Consider the following 1,529-nt stretch of genomic DNA (forward strand, 5'->3'; position numbering starts at 1 on the left):
CCCCTCCACCATCGCTTCGCGACGGTCCCCCTCCCCCGCAAGCGGGGGAGGATGGGTGCGCTTCACTTCGGACACCGTGCGTTGTTCGGAGGTTGAAGCGGACGGTGTCGCCGCGGTCCTCCCCTGCGCAGCGGGGGAGGTGGACCATGCGTCAGCATGGTGGAGGGGGCGCACTTGCCCGCTACGCCGCCTTTCGGGATGGAGAGCGCGCTGAAAATGTTCGTGTTTTCCGCCGGTTGTCGCGGTCCTGTGTGGTTCGCGCAAAATAAACGTATTCCGCCTTACCAATGGCGGTGGGCGTTTGGCGCCCGGATCAACGACGAGGAGCAAACGCAAATGATGGATGGCGGCACATCGGGATGGGCGAGGCGCGGGCTGGTTGGCCTGGCGGTCGTCGCGGCGGTCGGGTTCGGCGCTTCGCCGGGCGCGATGGCGGATGAAGGACATGCGCGGGACATTCTCAAGTCCATGTCCGATTACCTGGCGGGGCAGACGGCGATCTCGTTTAGCTATGACAGCGACCTCGTCGTGGTGACCACCGACCTGCAGAAGCTGATCTTCGCCAGTTCGGGGACGGTGGCGATCAACCGGCCCGACAAGATGCGGGTCACCCGGGTCGGCGGCTTCGCCGACGTGGCGATGGTCTATGACGGCAAGCAGCTTTCGGTTCTCGGCAAGCATCTCGACCGCTACGCGCAGGTCGAGATGACCGGGACGATCGACCAGCTCATCGATCACATGCGGATCAATGCCGGGGTGGTGGCGCCGGCCGCCGACCTTCTGCTGCCGGATGTCTATACCGCGCTGATGGATTCGGTCACCGACGTGAAGGACCTCGGCAGCGGCGTCATCGGCGGCGTCGAATGCGATCACCTGGCCTTCCGCACCGACGCCGTCGACTGGGAGATCTGGGTGGCGATGGGCGAGGCGCCCTATCCCTGCCGCTACGTGGTGACCAGCAAGATGGTCGCGATGGCGCCGGAATATCGCATCCAGATTTCCGACTGGAAGACCGGCGACGCGGTTGCCGCGGACGACTTCGCCTTCGACCCCGGAACCGCGACCAAGGGGACGCTGGCCGACCTCACCAACATCGACGAACTGCCCGACCTGACAGGAGATGCGCAATGAAACGCCTGAAGAAAACCGTCATCGTCTGGCTGGCGATCATCGTCGGCATCGGCGGCCTGGAACTTGGCGCCGAACTCGGCCTTCCCGGCGTCGCCAGCGTCGTCGCACCGGCCGAGGCCCGGGTCGGGCGGCCGCTGACCCCGGTCAGTTATGCCGGCGTCGCGCGGCGCACCACGCGGCGCGTCGTCCGCCGGACCAGCTACCGCGTGGCGACCCTGCCAGCCGGTTGCCCCTACGGCCCGTATTACGGCGGCTACTACTATTACTGCGGCGGCCGCTATTACGAGCAGTCCGGCAACGTCTACGTCCAGGTCGTTTTCGAGTAGGGAACGGCTGAGTTCCAGGGGAGCGCCCCCTCCACCATCGCTTCGCGACGGTCCCCCTCCCCCGCAAGCGGG

General features: G+C 66.3%; 2 protein-coding genes. Both read left to right on the plus strand.

Translation table 11 applies throughout. From position 1 onward, the window contains the following. The first annotated feature begins 336 nt into the window (after positions 1-336). Entirely contained in the window at positions 337-1,131 is a 795-nt protein-coding gene (locus BLT60_RS23920; RefSeq protein WP_425285048.1) for a DUF2092 domain-containing protein, read from the plus strand. Further along, positions 1,128-1,457, plus strand: a complete 330-nt coding sequence (locus BLT60_RS23925; protein WP_090881454.1) for a hypothetical protein — start codon at positions 1,128-1,130, stop codon at positions 1,455-1,457. Before BLT60_RS23920 ends, BLT60_RS23925 begins: the two co-directional genes overlap by 4 nt. The last annotated feature ends 72 nt before the right edge of the window (positions 1,458-1,529 follow it).

Origin of the sequence: Bauldia litoralis (assembly GCF_900104485.1) — a bacterium.
Lineage (GTDB): Bacteria > Pseudomonadota > Alphaproteobacteria > Rhizobiales > Kaistiaceae > Bauldia > Bauldia litoralis.

Bases quoted from the DNA above. Each gene is read 5' to 3' on its own strand.
- BLT60_RS23920 (WP_425285048.1), top strand. From the start codon at position 337: ATGATGGATGGCGGCACATCGGGATGGGCGAGGCGCGGGCTGGTTGGC.
- BLT60_RS23925 (WP_090881454.1), top strand. From the start codon at position 1,128: ATGAAACGCCTGAAGAAAACCGTCATCGTCTGGCTGGCGATCATCGTC.